This window comes from Flavobacterium procerum (assembly GCF_042431625.1).
GTDB lineage: Bacteria > Bacteroidota > Bacteroidia > Flavobacteriales > Flavobacteriaceae > Flavobacterium > Flavobacterium procerum.
In genome coordinates, this window is the sequence record NZ_JBHLYW010000029.1 from 50977 (window position 1) to 66611 (window position 15635).

The 15635-nt window shown below is 34.5% G+C and carries 14 protein-coding genes; 6 read left to right on the forward strand and 8 right to left on the reverse strand.

Going from position 1 to position 15635, the window contains the following annotated elements:
* Window positions 1-4: 4 nt before the first annotated feature.
* Window positions 5-685, reverse strand: coding sequence for a hypothetical protein (locus ACFFLS_RS22900; RefSeq protein ID WP_379683086.1), 681 nt, complete (start codon window positions 683-685; stop codon window positions 5-7).
* A gap of 227 nt (window positions 686-912) precedes the next feature.
* Between ACFFLS_RS22900 and ACFFLS_RS22905 the strand changes: the two genes are divergently transcribed.
* Window positions 913-1791, forward strand: coding sequence for a PPK2 family polyphosphate kinase (locus ACFFLS_RS22905; protein ID WP_379683085.1), 879 nt, complete (start codon window positions 913-915; stop codon window positions 1789-1791).
* A gap of 137 nt (window positions 1792-1928) precedes the next feature.
* Here ACFFLS_RS22905 and ACFFLS_RS22910 read toward each other — a convergent pair whose 3' ends face one another.
* The gene (locus ACFFLS_RS22910) at window positions 1929-2447 is read right to left on the reverse strand and encodes a hypothetical protein (RefSeq protein ID WP_379683084.1); all 519 of its coding nucleotides are present in this window, start codon (window positions 2445-2447) and stop codon (window positions 1929-1931) included.
* A 191-nt stretch (window positions 2448-2638) separates the two neighbouring features.
* Here ACFFLS_RS22910 and ACFFLS_RS22915 point away from each other — a divergent pair, with 191 nt between their 5' ends.
* From ACFFLS_RS22915 to ACFFLS_RS22925, 3 genes are all read left to right on the forward strand, one after another.
* Window positions 2639-4024 (forward strand): MATE family efflux transporter, encoded by a 1386-nt coding sequence (locus ACFFLS_RS22915; protein ID WP_379683083.1) that lies wholly within the window; start codon window positions 2639-2641, stop codon window positions 4022-4024.
* Between the two features lie 86 nt (window positions 4025-4110).
* Window positions 4111-4338, forward strand: coding sequence for a DUF8828 family protein (locus ACFFLS_RS22920; RefSeq protein ID WP_379683082.1), 228 nt, complete (start codon window positions 4111-4113; stop codon window positions 4336-4338).
* A 37-nt stretch (window positions 4339-4375) separates the two neighbouring features.
* The gene (locus ACFFLS_RS22925) at window positions 4376-6307 is read left to right on the forward strand and encodes an LTA synthase family protein (protein ID WP_379683081.1); all 1932 of its coding nucleotides are present in this window, start codon (window positions 4376-4378) and stop codon (window positions 6305-6307) included.
* A 150-nt stretch (window positions 6308-6457) separates the two neighbouring features.
* On the opposite strand, the gene meaB is transcribed toward ACFFLS_RS22925, so the two are convergent.
* The 3 genes from meaB to ACFFLS_RS22940 form a co-directional block, all read right to left on the reverse strand.
* Window positions 6458-7552 (reverse strand): methylmalonyl Co-A mutase-associated GTPase MeaB, encoded by a 1095-nt coding sequence (gene meaB / locus ACFFLS_RS22930; protein WP_379683080.1) that lies wholly within the window; start codon window positions 7550-7552, stop codon window positions 6458-6460.
* A gap of 299 nt (window positions 7553-7851) precedes the next feature.
* Window positions 7852-8493, reverse strand: coding sequence for an NAD(P)-dependent oxidoreductase (locus ACFFLS_RS22935; RefSeq protein ID WP_379683079.1), 642 nt, complete (start codon window positions 8491-8493; stop codon window positions 7852-7854).
* 58 nt (window positions 8494-8551) lie between these two features.
* On the reverse strand, window positions 8552-8959 hold the full coding sequence (locus ACFFLS_RS22940; protein WP_379683078.1) for an Rrf2 family transcriptional regulator: 408 nt from the start codon (window positions 8957-8959) through the stop codon (window positions 8552-8554).
* A gap of 281 nt (window positions 8960-9240) precedes the next feature.
* On the opposite strand from ACFFLS_RS22940, the gene ACFFLS_RS22945 reads away from it, so the two are divergent.
* Both ACFFLS_RS22945 and ACFFLS_RS22950 read left to right on the forward strand, forming a co-directional pair.
* A complete protein-coding gene (locus tag ACFFLS_RS22945; RefSeq protein ID WP_379683077.1) occupies window positions 9241-10152 on the forward strand; it encodes an AEC family transporter in 912 nt (303 codons plus the stop codon).
* A gap of 112 nt (window positions 10153-10264) precedes the next feature.
* On the forward strand, window positions 10265-10903 hold the full coding sequence (locus tag ACFFLS_RS22950; RefSeq protein WP_135220879.1) for a peroxiredoxin: 639 nt from the start codon (window positions 10265-10267) through the stop codon (window positions 10901-10903).
* A 166-nt stretch (window positions 10904-11069) separates the two neighbouring features.
* On the opposite strand, the gene ACFFLS_RS22955 is transcribed toward ACFFLS_RS22950, so the two are convergent.
* The 3 genes from ACFFLS_RS22955 to ACFFLS_RS22965 form a co-directional block, all read right to left on the reverse strand.
* Window positions 11070-13307 carry a cation:proton antiporter domain-containing protein gene (locus tag ACFFLS_RS22955; protein ID WP_379683076.1) on the reverse strand — a complete coding sequence of 746 codons (2238 nt, stop codon included), beginning with the start codon at window positions 13305-13307 and terminating at the stop codon, window positions 11070-11072.
* Between the two features lie 132 nt (window positions 13308-13439).
* A complete protein-coding gene (gene purB, locus ACFFLS_RS22960) occupies window positions 13440-14786 on the reverse strand; it encodes an adenylosuccinate lyase (RefSeq protein ID WP_379683075.1) in 1347 nt (448 codons plus the stop codon).
* A gap of 78 nt (window positions 14787-14864) precedes the next feature.
* A complete protein-coding gene (locus tag ACFFLS_RS22965; RefSeq protein WP_379683074.1) occupies window positions 14865-15554 on the reverse strand; it encodes an SIR2 family NAD-dependent protein deacylase in 690 nt (229 codons plus the stop codon).
* Window positions 15555-15635 lie beyond the last annotated feature (81 nt).

Below are 15635 nucleotides of genomic sequence, written 5' to 3' on the forward strand. Positions count from 1 at the left end.
AGTCTTAGATTTTTCTTGACTTTACTTTTTTAAAATTATTGTTTTTTTCAGCTTCTGAAGTTATTTTTTCAAGTAAATCAATAATTAATTTACTTTTTAAGTTGATGTTATGTTGATAGCTTATATTATACAAAAGCTTATCCGGAAAAATATCGCATGTTTGCCGTAATTTAAAGTGATCAAATACTTTGATAGTAGATTTGCCCTTATTTATCATTTTAAATACTTGATAGCTTGAATGTGTTGCCCTCAATATTGAAATTGATTTTTTATTGTTTTCAAATGTCTCATAAGAAAATGATTTAACAACCTCTTTTTTTATGGTCGTGATTTTTGAGAAATAAATTTCCCAAAAATTATCTTTAGAAATAATAATTCCTGGATATTCAAAACAAGTATTGATCTTAGTTAGATAGGTTTTGCCTTTTTCTTTCCAAAATATATAAGCAGGTTGTTGCTTTAATTCGTCTTTGCAAGTTTCTTCGTCATATAATTTAGAAGATTCATAGGTTAACTCACATCCAATGCAATAATCTTCATACACGCAAATTGTGTCTATTTTTCTAGATTGGAGTTCTTTAATATAATTGATGACTAAATCGTCTATATTGATTTCATTATTAGTTTGTGCATTTCCTAAAAAGGTTAAAAATAGTATGAGTACAATTAGAATTCTTTTTGTCATTATGAATTTTAAAACCATAGAATTGTTCTTGTGAAACGAAAACCTAGCCCTGATAGCAATGAAAATGCTTTGAAAAGAAATGGCATTTTTTCCTGACAGAACAAAGCGACCAACGGAAGCTCTTGTTATGGCTTTGGAAAAAAGCAGTTTATTGAAAAGTATTGCAATGAATAGCAGGATTATGCTACGTAAAAATAGTATATTTATGATAAATAAAAATGCGAAATATGAAATCGATAGATCCGAATGATTTTAAAGTTACTGAGAAGATAAAGCTAAAAGAAATTCCAACTTTATTAGATGTAAAAGCCGATGATGATGAAAAAGAAGAAAAACTCGATAAGGTTCAGGCCAAATTGAGCGATTTGCAGGATGTCATGTACGCGCATAACAAATATGCTGTTTTGATTTGTCTTCAGGGAATGGATACTTCGGGAAAAGACAGTTTGATTCGAGAAGTCTTTAAAGAATTTAATCCGCGTGGAGTGATTGTACACAGTTTTAAAACGCCTAGTTCGGCAGAGCTTGAACACGATTATTTATGGCGTCATTATATTGCATTGCCCGAAAAAGGAAAGTTTGCGATTTTTAACCGTACGCATTACGAAAATGTCTTGGTAACACGTGTGCATCCAGAATATATTTTAGGAGAAAATCTGCCAGGAATTAATTCTGTTCATGATATTACGCCCGAATTTTGGGAAAACAGAATTGAGCAAATCAATAATTTTGAAAAGCATATTGCGCAAAACGGTACGATTGTATTGAAGTTTTTTATGCACCTGAGCAAAGAAGAACAGCGCGAAAGATTGCTTCGCCGTCTGGAAGAGGAAAAACACAATTGGAAATTTTCGCCAGGAGATTTAAAAGAGCGTGGTTATTGGAATGAGTATATGAAATATTATGAGGAAGCTATTAATAAAACTTCGGCTCCTCACGCGCCTTGGTACATAATTCCGGCCGATGACAAAGAAATGTCGCGATACATTGTAGCAAAAATTATTTGGGAAGAAATGAAAAAATACACGGATATCAAAGAGCCAGAACTCGATGAAAAAACCAAAGTCAATATTGAGTTGTACAAAAAAGAATTAGGCGAGAAGTGATCTTAATTAGATAACTAGAAAATCTGCCAATTTGATAATTTTTGAATTGAGTAAATTTATAAAATACAAAACCCGGCAGATTGTGGAGACTGCCGGGTTTTTACCAAAAACAAAAAAATAAATTAAACCTCTATATTTTATAAATCAAAACCATACGCTAGACGCAATGCAACCTGATTGGTTTTGAATTTGTTGTAGTCCTCATAACGGACACTGATATCAATGTATTTGTTGGCGTACCCAATTCCTGGCGCCCATAAAAAAGTAGTGTCATTATATCCGTTTGTTACGGCAAAACCAGCACCTACTTCTCCTAAAACGTAAAATTGGTCTTCCCAGATAAAAGCTTTAAAACCAGCTTTTGCAGGAATAAATCCAAGATCTTTAACTTCAACTCCGTTTTCATCTTTTCCAGTAAATAAATTGGTAAAGCCAGTTGTTAATGTCAAAGATGTTTTTTTAGATAAATCGTATTGCAGACGCACATCTCCACCAAGAGACCAATCGTATGCATTGTCCGTCGGTAATCCTCCGTTTATTCCGAATCCTAATCTAAAACCTTGATCGTAATTTTTTGTTTCACTGTCTTGAGCGAAAGTTGAGTTGGCGGATAAAAAAGTAAAAGCAGCTAGGCATAAAATTTGTAATTTTCTCATGACAATTAAATTTTGAATTATTAATAATGTAAAAGTAGATTTACAGTCTTCTGAACTTGTTATACAATTTTTAAAAATTGTTATATAATATTAGACTTCAGTCAAAATAGCCTTAAGATTTGCTTATGTTTTTAATAATTTGAAAGAATTGAAAGCTTCTGATTATCTTTGCTGCCTAAATAAGATTAAAAGTGAATTTAAAGCAGTACACCAAAGAGTTTTCATATAATTTAAGACTTGCTTATCCTGTAATTTTAGGAATGGTCGGCCATACCTTAATCGGAATTGTCGATAATATAATGGTCGGAAAATTAGGAAGCACAGAATTGGCAGCTGTTTCGCTTGGCAACAGCATGATTTTTATTGCAATGTCTTTAGGAATTGGTTTTTCTACGGCCATCACGCCTATTGTAGCCGAAGGTGATGCTGAGAAAAATGATGGCAAAATCCGTTCTGCCTTTCATCACGGGTTGTTTTTATGCACAATTTTAGGACTGATTCTTTTTGGCGTGATCATGATGGCAAAGCCGATAATGGAAATGCTGCATCAGCCGGCTGAGGTTATAGTACTGGCAAAACCATATTTAGGATGGGTTGCTTTTTCGCTTATTCCATTAATAATGTATCAAGGCTATAAACAGTTTGCAGACGGTTTGTCGTTGACCAAATATTCGATGTATGCCATGGTAATGGCAAACGTACTTCATGTTGGGTTAAATTATGTGCTTATTTATGGAGTCTGGTTTTTTCCAAAAATGGGAATTATAGGCGCGGCATTGGGCACCGTAATTTCGAGAATATTTCTGGTAATGTTTATGCATATCATGCTTTCGAGAAGAAAAGATCTTCAGCATTTTTTTCAAAATTTCAGTTTTGATGAAATAAAAAGCGCCACTATAAAAAAAATAATCAGTATCGGGTTTCCATCGGCAATGCAAATGCTTTTTGAAGTTGTTTTATTTACTGCTTCAATCTGGTTATGCGGCAATATCGGAAAGACCAGTCAAGCGGCTAACCAAATTGCGTTGAGCTTGGCATCGATGACTTTTATGTTCGCAATGGGATTAAGCGTTACTTCAATGATCAGGGTAAGCAATCAGAGAGGTTTGACCGATTTTAAGAAACTGATTGTTGTAGCTCGTTCGATTTTTCTTCTTGCTATTATAGTCGAAACTTTTTTTGCTATTTTGTTTGTTGTTTTTCATGACTACCTTCCTCATATTTTTCTGAACATGGAAAATAGCGGACAGATTTTAGACAATACAGAAGTTATCGCCATTGCCTCTAAATTGCTTTTGATTGCGGCCGTTTTTCAAATTTCAGATGGAATTCAAGTTGTAGTTCTTGGTGCGCTTAGAGGTTTACAAGATGTAAAAATTCCGATGTACATTGCTTTTTTTGCTTATTGGGTGATTGGTTTTCCTATTTCCTATTATTTAGGTGAACATACCGAACTTAAGGCTCAAGGCGTTTGGGTCGGACTTTTGGCGGGACTAACAGTTGCAGCGATTCTGTTGTATCTACGCTTTAATTACCTAACCAATAAATTAATCAAAAATTCACTTTCAAATAACTAAATTTGACAAATAATTGGCTATTGGTTTTTAAGATTTGAAAAACCAAAGAATACTTTTATCAAAAATAAAAACTAAAAATTATTACTATGGAATTACCTAAATTTTTACTTGGAGACAATACCGATTTTCCAGACGATATCTTTATCATTCACCTTGATTATCCTCGTTTTATAATCAATTTAAAAGACGATGAGGTAGAATTTTTAGAAGAGGCCGAAGATCTTGATGAAGCAGAATTAAATGCTGAAATGGAAGGTCTGATTGAGCAGGCAAATGAATTCTATGATCGTGAAATCAATCGTTACGAAGAGTAATTTTAGTATTTATTCTTTACGTTCTTATTTACTTCTGATGAAAAACTTACGCTTTCTAAAACCTATTTTCAATTTTATAATAATCGGATTATTGATTACAACTTTAAGCCGTTTATTTTTGTTTTTTCTTTTTAAAGAAAGAGTAACAGAAACACCAAATTTCTGGTATATTTTTCCAATCGGCCTTCGAATGGACTTGATTTTACTGTGTTATTTGTCGTTTCTTCCAGCATTGCTCATTACGTTTCTTCCAGAAAAATGGATGAAGTTTACCAATCGGTTTTTAGTAATTTACAGCTTTTTATTTCTCTTTCTAATTCTGTTTGTAGAATTGGCGTCGCCTGATTTTGTAAAACAGTACGACACACGTCCGAATAAGATATTTTTAGATTATTTGATTTATCCAAAAGAAGTTGTTGGCATGCTTTTAAAAAGTTATCTGACTTCTATAATTGTGACTTTTCTAATTCTAGCGATTACAATTTATTTTGCTTTCAAAAAAGGCAAAAAGTTTTTTCATACAGAAAATGCAGGTTACAAGAATAAGTTGATTTTATTCCCATTTGTCGCATTTTTGCTGTTTTTTGGAGCTCGTTCAAGTTTGACTTCAAAGCGTCCGATTAATGCAAGTAACGCCGTTTTTTCTACAGATCAATTGACCAATACATTAGGACTGAATTCCTTTTATACGGTTGCTTTTGCAGCTTATTCGATTAAGAATGAAGGAAACACAAAAATGTACGGTAAGATGGATGAGGCAGAAGCGATTGCTCGTGTAAAAAAATACATGATGGCTGGACCAAAAGATTTTACAGATTCTGATATTCCGTTTCTTCATACGCAACAGCCAGATTCGGTTTTACAAAAACCGTATAATCTGGTGATTTTTCTTCAGGAAAGTTTGGGTGCAGAATATGTTGGAATTTTAGGCGGAAAACCTTTGACACCCGAATTTGACAAGTTATCGAAAGAAGGAACTTTATTTACCAATTTGTATTGCACGGGAACCCGAAGCGTCCGCGGTATTGAAGCTGTCGTTACCGGATTTTTACCATCGCCTTCAGAAAGTGTGGTGAAATTAGGAAACTCACAACAAGGATTTTTTACATTGGCTGATGCCTTAAAACAAAAAGGATATGATACCAGTTTTATTTATGGCGGAATGGCCAACTTTGATAATATGGCTTCGTTTTTTAACGGAAACGGTTTCAGCGATATTGTAGATCAAAGTGATTTTGAATCGGATGGAAAGAAATATGCATTTAAAGGAACTTGGGGTTATTCTGATGAAGATTTGGTTACTAAAGCCAATGAGTATTTTAAATCGAAAGGTAATAAGCCATTTTTTTCTTTAATGTTTTCCACTTCTAATCACGAACCTTTTGAATATCCTGCAGGGCGAATTAAGTCTTATGATAAAAAAGCGGCAACTGTAAATAATGCCATGAAATATGCCGATTTTTCAATTGGAAAATTCTTCGAAATGGCAAAGAAAGAAGCCTATTTCAAAAACACGATTTTCATCGTAATCGCGGATCATAATACAAGGACTTACGGGAAAAACTTAGTTCCGATAAACAAATTCCATATTCCAGCTTTTATTATGGGGCCAGGTGTTCCAAAAGGAGCGGTTTACGATAGATTAGCAAGCCAGATCGATATTCCGCCGACTTTGTTAGGCTATTTAGGAGTTTCTTTTGAAACCCCGATGGTAGGAAGAAATTTAGCGAAATTAGATTCAAAAGTACCAGGAAGATCCATCATGCAGTTTAACGATATCAATGCTTTTAGAGTCGAAAATCAGGTTGTCATTATGCAACCAAATTTGAAACCACTTCAATTCGAAATTAAAAATGATACAACCTTAATTCCAGTTAAGTTAAATGAAGATTTAGCAAAAGACGCTTTGGCGCATGTTGTTACGGCTGGAAATTTGTATAAACAGAGCAAATATAAATTAAGACGCTAAGTTGCTAAGATACTAAGATTCTAAGTTTTTATTTAGAGAGCTTTTAAAAGGTTGTCACATTGAGGGAAGTCGAAATGCATTGGAGGTTCTCGAATTCGCTCGGACTGACAATGTCGAGAAAAAATCTTAGAATCTTAGTATCTTAGCAACTTAGCGACTTTGTTTAAAATACAATTTTAATAATTCAGAAGCAGCTGCAAAAGGTGAGGTCTCATTGTTTTGCACTGCTTTTTTATTTTGTTCCAAAAGCGCAATGATTTCTGGCTGACTGTAGAAATTTTGTTTCAACTGCTCGTTAATGGTTTCCATCATCCAGAATTGATTTTGTTCGTTTCTTTTTTCTTGGAAAAACCCGGTTTCTTGGGTTGTTTCAAAATAATCTAAAATGCTGTTCCAAACATCCATAATGCCCTCTTTTGTAATTGAACTACAAGTCGTCACTTTTGGTTGCCAGTTCGATTTTTTTGGTGGAAATAAATGCAGCGCTCGATTAAATTCAATTTTTGCCTGATTGGCTTTTTTGATATTATCTCCATCCGCTTTGTTGATTACGATTGCATCAGCCATTTCCATGATACCGCGTTTAATGCCCTGGAGTTCATCACCGGCACCAGAAATCTTCAAAAGTAAAAAGAAATCTACCATGCTGTGAACCGCAGTTTCGCTTTGCCCAACACCAACGGTTTCTATGATAATAGTATCAAAACCGGCCGCTTCACATAAAATAATCGATTCGCGGGTTTTGCGAGCCACGCCTCCTAGAGTTTCTCCCGAAGCGCTTGGTCTGATAAAAGCGTTTTCATTTTTAACCAATTCTTCCATGCGGGTTTTGTCGCCCAAAATACTGCCATGTGAAATAGAACTGCTGGGATCCACCGCCAGAACAGCCACTTTTTTCCCTAATTGCGTTAAATGTGTTCCGAAAGCTTCTATAAAAGTACTTTTTCCGACACCCGGAACCCCTGTAATTCCAATACGCAACGATTTATTGGCATGAAGAAGACAGCCTTTGATGATTTCGTTTGCTTTTTCTGCATGTTCAGGATTCGTGCTTTCGATTAACGTAATTGCACGACTTAAAGCTGTTCGGTTGCCCTCTAGAATTCCAGAAATTAGTTCTTGAGCGGTTGGTTGATGTCTGCGTTTTATTTTAATTTGATTGATAGCCGAAACGTTGGTGATTTCGGGAGATGAAATTCCAGCTTTTTCAGATAAACTGCCGGCTTGTTTATTAAAATCAGACAAAACACATTTTTTAGAATTGTAAAAGTACTGAAAACATAAACAGTTTCAAAAAGTTAGTTAGCCACTAATTACACGAATTTCCGCTAATTTGTTATTCTAAAAATTGAGAAAAAAGGTTGCCACAAATTACACGAATTTTCACGAATTTTTTATTTTCAAGAGAAGCTAAAAAAGTAACTATTAAAGTTGTCATACTGAAGAAGCATAAAGTAAAACAAAAATAATTTTTGTGAATTTGTATAATTTGTGGCAAAAAAACTTAGAATCTCAGAACCTTAGTACCTTAGAATCTTTAAAAATTAATATCCAGCAGTAAATCTAACTTGGTGGTGTTTTGGATTTTCTGTTTCGTCAGCAATTACAACTGCTAAGTCTTCTACAGAAAGAATACTTCTTTGTTCATCATTAAAAACAGGATTTTCTAAACCTAAACGATATTTTCCGGTTCTTCCTGTTTTTGTTCCTGCATGCATTTCAAAAGCAGGACTAAAAAATGCCCAGTCTAAATCTTTTTCTTCTTTAATGATATTCAAATAATGTCTTGCTGCGTTTGCACCAGGAAAAATTTCTTTTGGAAAATCAGGAGTATCGACAGCCTGTAAATCTGGAGCAACGTATAAACTTCCGGCACCACCAATAGTAATAAAACGTTTTACGCCCGATTTCTTAGCCGCTTCCTGAATTGCTTTAGAACCTGCTAAAAAATCATCGTAGATATTTGGGTTTGTCCATCCCGGATTGTAAGCATTGATAATTGTATCGTGCCCTTTTAAAATTTCAGCAAGTGCTTCAACATTAAAAATATCTGCAGCAACCCAAGTAGCATTTGTGGTGTCTTTTGGAGTTCTGGCAATAGCCGTAATTTCGTGTTTTCTGTCTGCTAATTCGTTTAAAATTGCTGAGCCAACAAATCCTGTAGCTCCAATAAGTGCGATTTTCATAATATATAAATTTATTTAGTAATAAAAAATGTTACAGTTTTAGGTAAAAAAAAGGTTTTTAAAATTGGTTAGAAAAATCTTCTAGTGAAATGTTTTCAAGCTGTGCGCTTACTTTTTTATTCATTTCATCATATAAAGCTTCGAGATTCTGATTGATTTTTTTTCCGACAGGACACTCTGGATTAGGCTGATTTTTTGCATAACCAAGACCGATTGTTTCAAAAGTCATCTCAAAAATTTCTTTTAATGTTAGATTCGAAGCATTAACAGCTAGTTTTGTTCCTCCATTTTTTCCTTCTTTACTTTCTACAATATGATGTGCTTTTAAATTTGCGATTTCTTTTCGAACCAGAACCGGATTCAGATTGATGCTCCCTGCAATAAATTCCGATGATAAAAAATCGTTCGGAAATTTAGTGAGCAAAGTCAGAATGTGAATCGTTATGGCAAATTTACCAGAAATCATACTGTAATAAAATTTATTACAAATATAATGAGTTTTGTAACACGAAATACTAATTTAACTTTTTTTTAGTGATTAGTGAATAGTCCTTAGTAGTTAGTTCTTAGTGATTATTCATTTAGCTTTTAATGATTAGTAATTATTACTTTTGCATGTAGTTAGTAAAAAATATTAGTTGTAATTGAAAATTTTAGAAAAAGGATTGGTAGGTGTTAGTCTTATATCCTGAAATTTCATCACTAAAAAAAACTATTTGCTAAGGACTAATTACCAAGGACTAATTAATGACCAATTTTATACTAATATTTTTCTTTCTTGCACTGGGCTTAGTTTTACAGCGTATCAGGCAATTTCCGACTCATATTTATAAAAAGCTTAATAAAATTGTCATCTATTTTTGTCTTCCGGCAATTACTTTATACCACATTCCAAAAATCAGATGGAGCAATGAATTGCTTTTTCCAATAGGAGCAGGCTGGATTACTTATATTTTGGCTTTTATATTTTTTCATTTTTTAGGAAGAAGAAATGGTTGGTCTAATAAACTCATCGGATGTCTTATTCTTACTGCAGGTTTAAGCAACAGTTCCTTTTTGGGTTATCCGATTATTGAAGCTTTGTTTGGGAAAAAAGGTCTCGAAACCGCAGTTTTGGTTGACCAACCGGGAACTTTTGTTGTTGTTTCGACGCTTGGTGTTTTTACAGCCGCTTTTTATTCAAAAGGAAGTCCTAATGCTTTTGATATTTTAAAGAAGATTATTTTGTTTCCGCCTTTTATCATGTTTGTTTTGGCCTGCCTTTTAAATATTTTTGATTATGATTTGCACGAAAATCTTCAATCATCACTATTAAAAATCGGAAGTTTGGTAACACCTTTAGCATTGCTTTCGGTAGGGCTTCAGCTCACTTTTGACAAAAAAAGCAAACACTGGAAGTTTTTACGACTAGGATTATTTTTCAAACTAATTTTGGTTCCATTGGTATTATTAGTATTGTATGTTTTTATTTTCAATCAGCGTTCTGAGGCAATAAAAATTACTTTAATGGAAACTGCAATGGCACCAATGATTACCGGTGCAATTCTGGCATCAACATATGGTTTGAAACCTAAATTAAGTAGTATGATGATTGGTTTCGGAATTCCGATTTCCTTTGTAACACTTGCTATTTGGTACTTTGTCTTACAGTTTATTTAGGTTAAAATAGTAATTATATCGATAAAGTAGAATTTTAACTTTTTTTTACCTTTTGAATGTTTTCTAAATGCATTTTTTAGTTAATTTTAGATGAACTAAAAAATTAAAAATTATGTCAACATTAAGATTAGGTGATATAGCTCCAGATTTTCATGCAGAAACCACTCAAGGACCAATTAATTTTCACGAATGGCTAGGAGATTCATGGGGCGTTTTATTTTCGCATCCAGCCGATTTTACTCCGGTTTGTACAACCGAATTGGGAACAGTAGCGAATTATGTTCCTGAATTTTCAAAAAGAAATACAAAAGTTATTGCTTTAAGTGTTGATGGATTAGAGTCGCACAAAGAGTGGATTAAAGACATCAATGAAACTCAAAATACGGAAGTAAATTTTCCGATTATTGCAGACGAGGATAAGAAAGTAGCTAATTTATACGATATGCTTCATCCAAATGCTAGCGACAAATTTACAGTTCGTTCTGTTTTTGTAATCGGGCCAGATAAAAAAATCAAACTGACTTTGACTTATCCAGCTTCAACGGGAAGAAATTTTGACGAATTGCTTCGTGTTATCGACAGTCTTCAGCTAACAGCAAATTACAGCGTTGCAACTCCTGCAAATTGGAAAGACGGTCAAGATGTGGTTATTGCACCTGCAATTCCAGACAGCGATATTCCAGCTAAATTTCCAAAAGGACATACACCGATTAAACCTTATTTACGTCTGACACCACAGCCAAATAAATAGACTGAGTTGCTAAGATGCTGAGCTTCTAAGTTTCTGAGATTTTAAACTGCTAAGAAAAAAGCTTCTGAAATTCTAATTTAGAACTTCAGAAGCTTTTCTTTTAATCTGAGTTATGATAGCCGAAAAAAAAACTTAGAAGCTCAGCATCTTAGCAACTCAAAAAAAACTATACTTTTTTAAACAAGGCATTCATTTTCTTTTTATCGCCGACTACCCAGATAATATCATTTTTTTGCAGAACGATATTGGATTCGGGATTAAGATTACGATTTCCGTTTCTTTCAATTCCGACAACCAGACCACCGGTTTTTCCTCTAAATTGTCCTACGCTTTTCTCGATAAAATCTTCATCTGCGATTTCGAGCTGACGCAGCACAATTTCAGATTCTTCGACTTCTTTCGCTGCTTCTGTTTCGTTTTGATTTAAATATTTTGTAAATTCAGTAATTTGGGCATCGGTGCCAATAACGCATATTTCATCACCAGGAAAAAGACGTTCAGTCTTCATCGGAATGGAAATCGTAACATCGCCTCGTTTGATGTAAGCTATGTTTATTCCCATCTGCTCACGAATACGGAGTTCTTCTAATGTTTTTCCTGCTAGATTTGATTCTTTTCCGATATCAAAAAAAGACATGTGACCATCCCACGGCATTAAATTGGCATAACGGCGGTCTATTTTTTTGTTTTCTCGGTCGTTTAGGTTTTTCAGGAAATGGCTTTCAATTTTATGATATTGTTCGTTTAATTTTTTCGGGAAAATCTGATAACCTCCAATTGCAATGATCAAGGCAACAAAAGCGACCAATGGAGAGAAGAAAATATTCAATAAAAAACCGACGAAAAACAAACCAAGACTCATTCTGATTAAAATCAACATTAAAAGCGCGCCTCGGTATTTGCGTTCTTCCCATAATGTTTCTACTTCTTCAACTTTAACACGGCGCAGTGAAAGTGCCCATAAGAATGGCGCAATTATACCAAGTGTAATCAGAGCGGCCAAAGTGTTTCCGAATCTTGTATCAGCTACAAGTGGCGCTACAAATTTAGACGACAACAAAATAATTGCTGTAATGATTATGGTATGAAGAATGATTTGCGTAATTGAGGCACGAAGTACAATCTGCCAAGTACTGACAGACCTAATTGCCTGTGCATTTACGCTATAACGGTTGATGTTTTTGACCCATTTTTTAGGTAATTTTTGTTCTAATGCCAAAGCAAAAGGCTCAGAATATTTGATTAAAAACGGAGTTGTAAAAGTGGTAATGGCAGAAACGGCAACAATTATTGGATACAAAAAGTCGCTGGTAACTTTAAGCGTCATTCCGAGAGTTGCAATAATAAAAGAGAACTCTCCAATTTGCGCCAAACTCATTCCGGTTTGTACGGATTGTTTCAGAGGTTGTCCAGAAATAAGAGCACCTAATGACGAACTGAATGCTTTTCCGAAAATGGTTAAAAGTGTGATAATTGCGACTGGCAAAGCATAGGTTAGCAATGTGTCAGGATTGATTAACATTCCGACAGATACAAAAAAGACAGCGCCAAATAAATCTTTTACGGGCTGAATAAGATGCTCAATTTTTTCTGCCATAGTAGTTTCTGCAATGATAGAACCCATAATAAAGGCACCAAGGGCAGGCGAGAAGCCAACATTGGCTGCGAAAATTACCATCATTAAACAAAGTGCCAGAGAAATAATTAATAACATTTCGTCTGTTAAAAGATGTTTCGCTTTTTTTAAGATGGTTGGAATGATAAATATTCCGCCTAAAAACCAAATAATTAAGAAAAAGACCAGTTTTAAAACTGACTGCAGCAATTCACTTCCCGAAACCTGATCGCTTACCGCAATAGTAGAAAGTAAAACCAGCATCAAAATGGCTACAATATCTTCAACAATCAAAGCGCCAAATACTATACCTACGAATTTTTTCCCTTTTACGCCAAGTTCATCAAAGGCACGAATAATAATTGTTGTTGATGAAATAGAAAGTGTGGCGCCAAGAAAAATACTGTCCATTTTTCCCCAGCCCATCCATTGTCCGACACAATAGCCTATGAGAACCATAAAGATAATTTGGGTAATGGCCGTAACCGATGATGTTCCGCCGACTTTCATTAATTTTTTAAAACTAAATTCGAGTCCAAGACTAAACAGCAAAAAAATCACTCCGATTTCTGCCCATACTTCAACACTGTGCATATCTGTAATTGAAGGGAAAAAATCAAAATGGTTTCCTGCAAGAAATCCTGCGATTAGGTAACCCAGAACCAATGGCTGTTTCATCTTTTTAAAGATTAAAACGGCGATTCCGGCAGTCATCAGGATCAATCCCAAATCACTAATCAGCGGTTTCAAATGGTGTGTAGTTTCAGCAGCGGCGCTTAAGGCAATCATAAAGTGGTATTTTTTTCTTTAAGAGCTGATCCAGCTTTTTATTTTTGTTTTGGGCTGGCTGCTCGAAATAATTAATAAAAAAAGCTATCTCGATAAAGATAGCTTTTTTTGGCAAAATATTTTAGATTTTATTTAAATTCCTGTGTAATTACTAGGTGTTATTTGTAATAATTCAGCTCTAACTGCATCTGAAACTTCTAAAGTTGCAATAAAATTATGAATTGCATTTTTATCAATCGCTTCATTTGTTCTTGTCAGACCTTTTAAGGCCTCATATGGGTTTGGATAGGCTTCGCGACGCAAAATTGTTTGAATAGCTTCTGCGACCACAGCCCAGTTTTTCTCTAAATCTTCAGCAAATTTACTTTCGTTTAAAAGTAATTTATTCAAACCTTTCAAAGTAGCTTCAAAAGCAATAATCGTATGTCCCATCGGTACACCAACATTTCTTAAAACCGTACTGTCTGTTAAGTCGCGCTGTAATCTTGAGATTGGAAGTTTTGCTGCCAAATGTTCAAAAATAGCATTTGCGATTCCTAAGTTTCCTTCAGAATTTTCAAAGTCAATTGGGTTTACTTTATGAGGCATTGCAGACGAACCAATTTCACCAGCTTTAATTTTCTGTTTAAAGTAATCCATTGAAACGTAAGTCCAAATATCACGATCTAAATCGATAATGATATTGTTGATTCTTTTTAAACCATCAAAAAATGCCGCAAAATGATCGTAATGTTCTATTTGAGTTGTCGGAAAAGAGTGGTGTAAACCTAAATCAGTTTCAACAAATTTATTTCCAAACTGTTTCCAGTCAATTTGTGGATAAGCTACATGATGCGCATTGAAGTTTCCTGTTGCACCGCCAAATTTAGCCGCAAACGGAATGTTGAACAACAAACGCATCTGCTCTTCTAAACGCTCTACGAAAACCAAAATTTCTTTTCCTAAACGTGTAGGAGAAGCCGGCTGTCCGTGTGTACGAGCCAGCATCGGAATATCCTTCCATTCAACGCTTAATTCTTTCAATTTCGCAATTAAAGAGACTAAAGTTGGCATGTAAACCTGCTCAAAAGCTTCTTTTGTAGAAAGAGGAATAGCAGTGTTGTTGATATCCTGAGACGTTAATCCGAAGTGAATGAACTCTTTGTGTTGAGATAAACCTAATTTTTCAAAAGCATCTTTAATAAAGTATTCAACCGCTTTAACATCGTGATTGGTTACCTTTTCTGTTTCTTTGATCCAAAGGGCATCTTCAGTAGAGAAATTTTTATAGATATTTCTTAAACTTTCAAATAAATTAGAATCAATGCCTTTTAATTGAGGTAACGGAATTTCGCATAAAGCAATAAAGTATTCAACTTCAACTAAAACACGATATTTTATTAAAGCTTCTTCGGAGAAGAAAGGTGCCAAATTTTTGGTTTTACTTCTATATCTTCCGTCAATAGGCGATATAGCATTCAATTCGTTTAGAGTAGTCATTGTTATGTTGTTTTTCGAAAGGTGCAAATATAAAGAGAATTTAGCGATTAGAAGTAACCAAAAGACGCATTTATGTGTTTAAAGTGAATTTAATCGGTTTCGTAAATCGGCAACTCCTTCCGATGCAAATTTTGCAATTGTTTCTACTTTGTTTCGAATATTAGGAATCGAAATCGGATTTGGGTCAATATAAAAAACAGGAGTCGAACCAGGAGTGTAAGAAATTAATCCCGCGGCAGGATAAACCTGCAACGAGGTTCCGATAACGGCAAAATAATCTGCTGTTTCGGTAATATCAATCGCTTCTTCTAGAGCAGGAACTTCTTCTCCAAACCAAACAATATGAGGTCTTAACTGATGTCCGTTGGCGTCCAAATCGCCGGTTACCAAATCATCTGTCCAGTCTATAATATGGTTTTTGTTTCTTGTGCTTCTTGCTTTTAGTAATTCACCATGCAGATGCAAGACTTTTGTACTGCCTGCACGTTCGTGTAAATCATCTACGTTTTGTGTGATGATATAAACATCAAAATCTTTTTCTAATTCGGCTAAAATTAGATGTCCGAAATTCGGCTGTACTTCTTTTAACTGCTGGCGTCTTTTATTGTAAAAGTCTAAAACCAAGTCCTGATTTTTTTGCCATCCTTCGGGAGTTGCTACTTCCATAACATCATGACCTTCCCATAAACCGCCACTGTCACGGAATGTTTTTATACCACTTTCGGCACTAATTCCGGCACCAGTTAAAACTACAAGTTTCTTTTTCATTGCTTTTAAGTATATTAAAAGATAAAAATAATAATTCTAACCCGTTGGCTGAAATTATTTTTTTTCAATTCTATCACATCA